Origin of the sequence: Bacillus manliponensis, assembly GCF_000712595.1 — a bacterium.
In the GTDB taxonomy this organism is placed as follows: domain Bacteria; phylum Bacillota; class Bacilli; order Bacillales; family Bacillaceae_G; genus Bacillus_A; species Bacillus_A manliponensis.
The window spans coordinates 305,129-311,408 of the sequence record NZ_JOTN01000004.1; the positions used below are offsets into that span (position 1 = coordinate 305,129).

The 6,280-nt window shown below is 37.5% G+C and carries 7 protein-coding genes and 1 riboswitch; of the genes, 4 read left to right on the forward strand and 3 right to left on the reverse strand.

The window, feature by feature from the left end; all coding sequences use genetic code 11:
* The first annotated feature begins 2 nt into the window (after positions 1-2).
* The 4 genes from BAMA_RS07445 (at position 3) to BAMA_RS07460 (ending at position 3,281) form a co-directional block, all read left to right on the forward strand.
* Positions 3-1,424 (forward strand): LutB/LldF family L-lactate oxidation iron-sulfur protein, encoded by a 1,422-nt coding sequence (locus BAMA_RS07445; RefSeq protein WP_034637806.1) that lies wholly within the window; start codon positions 3-5, stop codon positions 1,422-1,424.
* The gene (locus BAMA_RS07450; protein ID WP_034637809.1) at positions 1,424-2,134 is read left to right on the forward strand and encodes a LutC/YkgG family protein; all 711 of its coding nucleotides are present in this window, start codon (positions 1,424-1,426) and stop codon (positions 2,132-2,134) included. The genes BAMA_RS07445 and BAMA_RS07450 overlap by 1 nt, the downstream gene beginning before the upstream one ends.
* A gap of 109 nt (positions 2,135-2,243) precedes the next feature.
* The gene (locus BAMA_RS07455) at positions 2,244-2,963 is read left to right on the forward strand and encodes a prepilin peptidase (protein ID WP_034637811.1); all 720 of its coding nucleotides are present in this window, start codon (positions 2,244-2,246) and stop codon (positions 2,961-2,963) included.
* Positions 2,964-2,981: 18 nt separating this feature from the next.
* Positions 2,982-3,281: a cyclic-phosphate processing receiver domain-containing protein gene (locus BAMA_RS07460; protein ID WP_034637813.1), complete on the forward strand. Its 300-nt coding sequence runs from the start codon at positions 2,982-2,984 to the stop codon at positions 3,279-3,281.
* Positions 3,282-3,572: 291 nt separating this feature from the next.
* Here the strand turns inward: BAMA_RS07460 and BAMA_RS07465 are convergent, their stop codons facing one another.
* The 3 genes from BAMA_RS07465 to BAMA_RS07475 all read right to left on the reverse strand — a co-directional run.
* Positions 3,573-4,391 carry a formate/nitrite transporter family protein gene (locus BAMA_RS07465; RefSeq protein ID WP_034637816.1) on the reverse strand — a complete coding sequence of 273 codons (819 nt, stop codon included), beginning with the start codon at positions 4,389-4,391 and terminating at the stop codon, positions 3,573-3,575.
* Positions 4,392-4,571: 180 nt separating this feature from the next.
* The gene (locus tag BAMA_RS07470; RefSeq protein ID WP_034637818.1) at positions 4,572-5,375 is read right to left on the reverse strand and encodes a TerC family protein; all 804 of its coding nucleotides are present in this window, start codon (positions 5,373-5,375) and stop codon (positions 4,572-4,574) included.
* Positions 5,376-5,464: 89 nt separating this feature from the next.
* A riboswitch (yybP-ykoY riboswitch) is annotated at positions 5,465-5,631 on the reverse strand.
* A 203-nt stretch (positions 5,632-5,834) separates the two neighbouring features.
* On the reverse strand, positions 5,835-6,280 hold a 446-nt coding region (locus tag BAMA_RS07475), incomplete at its 5' end, for an RNA-guided endonuclease TnpB family protein (RefSeq protein WP_034637820.1).

Below are 6,280 nucleotides of genomic sequence, written 5' to 3' on the forward strand. Positions count from 1 at the left end.
TTATGGCGATGAAAATTAGTGACAAAAAGTTTCAAGAGCGTGTTGGTGAAGGAATTGAAGATGCGTTTATGCGCGGAGCGGTCTCTGCTGCCCAAACGCGTTTACATACGAAGAGACTAGATGCGGCTGATGAATTAGGAAACTGGGAAGAGTGGCGTGAACTAGGTGAGGAAATTCGTCAGCATACATTAGAAAATTTAGATTATTATTTAATGCAGTTAAGTGATAATGTAGCAAAAAGAGGCGGTCACGTTTTCTTTGCAAAAACGAAAGAGGAAGCAGCTGACTACATTCAAAAGGTAGCAAAGAAGAAACAAGCAAAAAGAGTTATAAAGTCAAAATCAATGGTAACCGAAGAGATTGGTATGAACCATGCTCTAGAGGAAATTGGATGTGAAGTTGTTGAGAGTGACTTAGGTGAATATATTTTACAAGTAGATAATGATCCACCATCTCACATTGTTGCGCCTGCACTTCATAAAAATAGAACACAAATCCGTGATGTTTTTCAAGAGAAACTAGGTTATGACAAGTCTGATGATCCATATGAAATGACAAAGTTTGTTCGAAAAATGCTTCGTGAAAAATTTGTACAAGCAGAGATTGGGGTAACGGGATGTAACTTTGCGGTTGCGAATACTGGTTCACTTTGCTTAGTAACAAATGAAGGAAATGCGGATCTCGCGATGTCAATTCCAAAGATACAAATCGCGGTTATGGGGATGGAGCGTATTGTTCCGACGATGGAAGAATTAGATGTACTTGTCGGCTTACTTTGCCGAAGTGCGGTTGGACAAAAGTTAACAAGTTATGTCACAGTAGCAGGTCCTATTCAAGAAGATGAAGTAGATGGACCAGAGGAATTTCATTTAGTTGTTGTTGATAATGGTCGATCTGAAATATTAGGATCTGAATTCCGTCAAGTATTACAATGTATTCGCTGCGCAGCATGTGTAAATGTTTGTCCGGTCTATCGCCATGTTGGTGGGCATTCGTATGGTTCTATTTATTCCGGGCCAATCGGAGCAGTATTAACACCGTTACTAGGTGGCTATGATGATTATAAAGAGTTGCCATATGCTTCTACACTATGTGCAGCTTGTACGGAAGCTTGTCCGGTGAAAATTCCGCTTCATGAATTGTTATTAAAACATCGTCAAGTAATTGTTGAGCAAGAGGGACGGGCACCCCTTGCAGAGAAATTAGCGATGAAAATGTTTAGTATGGGTGCATCGTCTGCTGCTTTATACAAAATGGGATCAAAAATGGCACCAACAGCAATGAGCCCATTTACATCTAACAACCGGGTTTCAAAAGGTGTAGGACCACTCAAAAATTGGACAGAGATTCGTGAGTTTCCAGCTCCAAATAAAGAGAGATTCCGTGATTGGTATAAAGATCATAAGAAAGGCGGGAGTAACTAATGCAAGGAACAATTCATAACCGTGATTCTTTTTTAAATAACATTGCAAAGCAACTAGGACGTGAACAAAAAAACGTCCATGTTACCCGTCCGAAATGGAAGCATAATATAAATTGGGAAACGTTAAGTGATTGCACACAAGAGGAATTATTACAAGTATTTAAGAAACAATGTAATAACATTCATACAAAAGTAATTGAGACGAGTAAAGAAGCATTAAGTGCGGAAATTGAAAGTGTAATTCTTGCAAACGGTGGCGGACCAATCATGCTATCTCAAGATAAACGTTTTGATCAGTATGGTTTGACATCTTTATTTCATGAGGAATTACAGAAGCAAAATGTTGAAGTGAATGTTTGGGATCCTGAAAAAAAGAATGAAAATATAACGCTAGCTGAGAAGGCAAATATCGGTATTTCCTTTAGTGATTACACGTTAGCTGAATCGGGTACAATCGTTGTACAAAGCCATAAAGGAAGAGGGCGTTCGTTACATTTCTTACCGACAATTTATATTGCAATTATTCCACGTGAAACACTTGTGCCTCGTATTACACAAGCGGTGCATCACATGAATACACGTGTAGAAAATGGGGAAGCGCCGGCATCTTGTATTAACTTCATTACAGGTCCAAGTAATTCAGCAGATATTGAAATGCAACTTGTTGTTGGTGTTCACGGACCATTAAAAGCATTTTATTTCATTGTATAAAGAAAAAACAGGCCATATATCGGCCTGTTTTTTTGTAGATAAATAGCGATTATTGCAATTATAATAGTTTGGCTCTTTTTGTTATAGTGGGGGTGAGAGGAGAGATAAGATGATACTTCATGTCTATATTTTTCTAATTGGAACAGTACTTGGTTCTTTTTATAGCGTTGTTGCTTCGAGAGTTCCCCTTCAGCAGTCTATTATTACTCCGCGTTCCCATTGTCAGCATTGCGGTTATACATTAGGGATAGGAGAGTTAATCCCAATTGTATCCTTCTGTTTGCAAAAAGGGCGTTGTAAGTATTGTAAAGAAAAAATTTCTTATTTGTATTTGTTAATTGAAGTGATAACAGGTATTGCTTTTCTAATTCCTACATTTTTTATTTCCTCATATGCACAGCTTATTTTTATATGGGCGGTATTATCTCTATTAGTAATTGTCACGATGACAGACATCCTCTATATGTTAATTCCAAACGTTATTCTCATCTTTTTTGCAGTTTTTTTTCTATTCGAGCGTATTTTTTTATCAAAGGGAATATGGTGGAACGAAATTATAAGTAGTTTGTGTATATTTTCTGTACTATATTTTATTGGTTGGATATACAAGGGAGGAATTGGTGGTGGTGATGTAAAGCTGTTAACGTTACTTGCTTTTGTGATAGGGATAGAAGGAGTGACCATAACGATTTTACTTGCATCTTTATTTGGTCTTATATTTATTTTTGGTGCTACACTTTTCGGTTATATGAGGTATAGGGATCCTATTCCGTTTGCTCCTTTTATTAGTGCTGGAACGATTTGTACATTAATTCTTTTGTATAATTGAAGAAAGGGGGAGGACATGATGAATATATATATGGATGACCAAAGACCTATTCCTTATGGGTTCACAGGGGCTCCTTGTGTAGAGGAAGCGTTGCAGCTTGTTCGAAATCATGCAGTTCATATATTATCACTTGATTACAATATGGGGTGGAGAAGGCGGAATGGTTTGGACTTTGTAGAAATGTTTTGTAAAGAAGGACTGTATGCGCATGAGATTCATATTCATACGGATGATCCGATCGGACGGCGTTATATGTTAGAGCGGTTACTACAAGCAAAAAGAGATGGAGAAATTGATGTGGGTACTAAGATTAAGTAAATGAAAGAAAAGTATTCCAACATGTTTCTCGCAATGCTTTAATGCTCCTATTTTGCGGGCTGTAAGATTTCTGCTTCAAAATTCAGGTGAAGCAAAGACGTTTAAGTGGGAGATTCACAGCCTGGATTCGAGTCACAAGCTAATCTTCTGTAGCAAACTACGCCACAGAAAGGATTAGCTTCGGCTTGTCATACTTGAACAGTCGTTTTCGCTTTTTGATGTAAAAGCCTGATTGGTCAGGCTAACACTCAGTGGGGGATGAAGAAAACCTTCGCTGAGTGAAGTTTCACTTTATATAGATTTTTTCATTTTATTTTCTGTTGAAGCAATGTTAACTGTATTTTGCTTTTTAGTTAAATAGTGATATACCATTCCAACAAATACAGAGCCGCCGATAATATTGCCAATCGTTACAGGAACTAAGTTGTGAATGGCACCGGATATTGTAATAGTATCAGGATGCGGAGATAATAAGGCGATTGCGAATAAGGATAAATTTGCAATGCTATGTTCATAGCCAGATAGGAAAAAGGTGAAGACAAGAAGCATAATTATTGCTATTTTGGCAATGTCTCCTTTTACTTGCGACGGTAAAAAACAAGCAAGACATACAAGCCAGTTACATAAAATGGCCTTTGCAAATAGTTGTGTTGTCTCGGTGTTCATTTTTGCCTCGGTTACAGTATTTAAAAAATGTCCATTATCGATATGTTCAAAAATACCTGTTGCATAAAATAGTAATGCGAAAAAGATAGCACCGACAAAATTCCCAGCGTAACAAGCAAACCAGTTTTTTATTGTATCAACTATTGTTGTTTCTTTTCGCAATGTTGCAACTGTAAAATACATTGTATTTCCAGTGAAAAGTTCAGCCGATCCATACGTGATTAATACAAGTGCGATGCCAAAAAACATAGAAGCGACTAAATAGGTAGCTGGTGATTGTGTCATATGAAAGAAGTTACCAGCTTTGAAGCATAGTACAATGACAAATCCAATATAAACACCGGCAAGAGCAGCCCGAATGAAATATTGCATCGGATTTGTATCTAGCATTACTTTTTTCTTCTTTGCGAGCTGTACAACGTATTCTAATCCCTGTTCTAACATTGAGTGGTGCTCCTTTTATAATATTATTTTACTAACAAATTACACCTGATATGCATTTATTTCAATGGAAATGTAAAAAATTTCATAAAAGATACACACCTCTGGAAAGGATTTCATATTATATGGGGGGACTTAGAATGGTGGAAGAAGAAAAAAGTATAAAAAGAAAAAGCGCTATAATTATAGCGCTTTTTCGTTGAATTTTTTGTCGTTTTCTTTTGCATCGACAGATACATCTTTTGATAAGAACCAGCCACCAACAGCAATCCCTATTAATACAACCCAGAATGGAATCTTCCAAGCAGCAGAGTGCGGGAAGTCATGTGGAATGACTGCAAGTGCAGGGTGAGCAAGTGTATAAACAGCTAACTTAACCCCAACCCAACCAACGATTAAGAAAGCAGCAGTTTCTAATCCTGGTTTACGGTGTAATAGTTTTACGAAAGCAGTTGCAGCAAATCGCATAATGATTACGCCCGTTAAACCACCGATGAAGATGATCGTGAATTGACCTGCGTCAAGTCCACCAATTGTACCAAGACCAGTTGGTTTTAATGTCATTGCTAATGCAACAGCTGCTAAAATAGAGTCAACCGCGAAAGCAACATCAGCAACTTCTACTTTGAAAACAGTCCACCAGAAGTTTTCGTTTTTCTTTTTATCTTCTGATTCAGCGTCGTCTTCATTCGTATTCTTTTTGAAGTATGTTCTTACAATGTGATTACCTGCAATAAACATAAGGTAAAGTGCACCAATCGCTTGTACTTGCCATACATCAACAAGGAATGAGATCATAAATAATGAACCTAAGCGGAAGACGAAAGCACCTGCTAATCCGTAGAATAATGCTTTTTTACGTTTTTCTTCAGGTAAGTGCTTAACCATAACCGCAAGAACGACAGCGTTATCTGCTGCTAAAATTCCCTCTAGAGCGACCAAGATAAGTAATACCCAGCCATACTCCAATATTAAAGATAGTTCCATTTCCATTCTCCTCTCATTTGTATAGATGCTAAACAAATGGAGACAAGTTCCCCTGTTTAGCTTCCCCAGTATATCTCTTGTAAACGGCGGGAAATTCTAGAAAACCACGCAAAAAAGACCTCTGCCGCAAGTAGGCAAAGGTCTTGCTAGACATATGTAATCGAATATGCCAACAAAGCCGGAGGAATATAAATTCCACGGAATGACGACTTTGTTTCAGAGAAAATCTCTGACGCTACTCCCCTTTGGAGATATGCTTTTGTATTTTCATTATATAAATGTCTTTTATGTTTGTCAACTGTATGAAATGTACTAAATTGGAATTTTAATGATAAAAAGTTGTTACAATTATGAATCGAATTATATAACTCATTGTATTGAACTACCCACCACTTAACGCCCTTACGGACTGTTTTGAAGTGGGGGATTCCTACGAACTCCGTTCTACCGAACAGATATTTAGTAGTCTAGCCCCGTAGTCCCTACGGTTAGAAGTCTTAATGCTTCATTTTTAAGATTTTGTCCTGCGTTAATATCCCTATCGTGATGTTCGCCACAAGAAGGGCAATCCCATTCACGGAGATTGAGATTCTTAACGTCTTTATTTTTATATCCACAACACGAACAAAGCTGAGAAGAAGCAAAGGTCTTGGATACAGCGATGACCTGTTTTCCGTACCATTTCGCTTTGTACGCAAGCATGATTCTGAATTTAGCCCAAGATACTTCACTAATCACTTTCGCTAATTTACTGTTTTTTAACATATTGGACACTTGCAAATCTTCAATTCCCATCACATCGTGGTTTTTGATGATATCGGTAGAGATTTTTTGCAAATAGTCTGTTCTCACGTTTATGATTTTCTCATGAATACGAGCTACTTTACGTTTTTGCTTTTGATAGT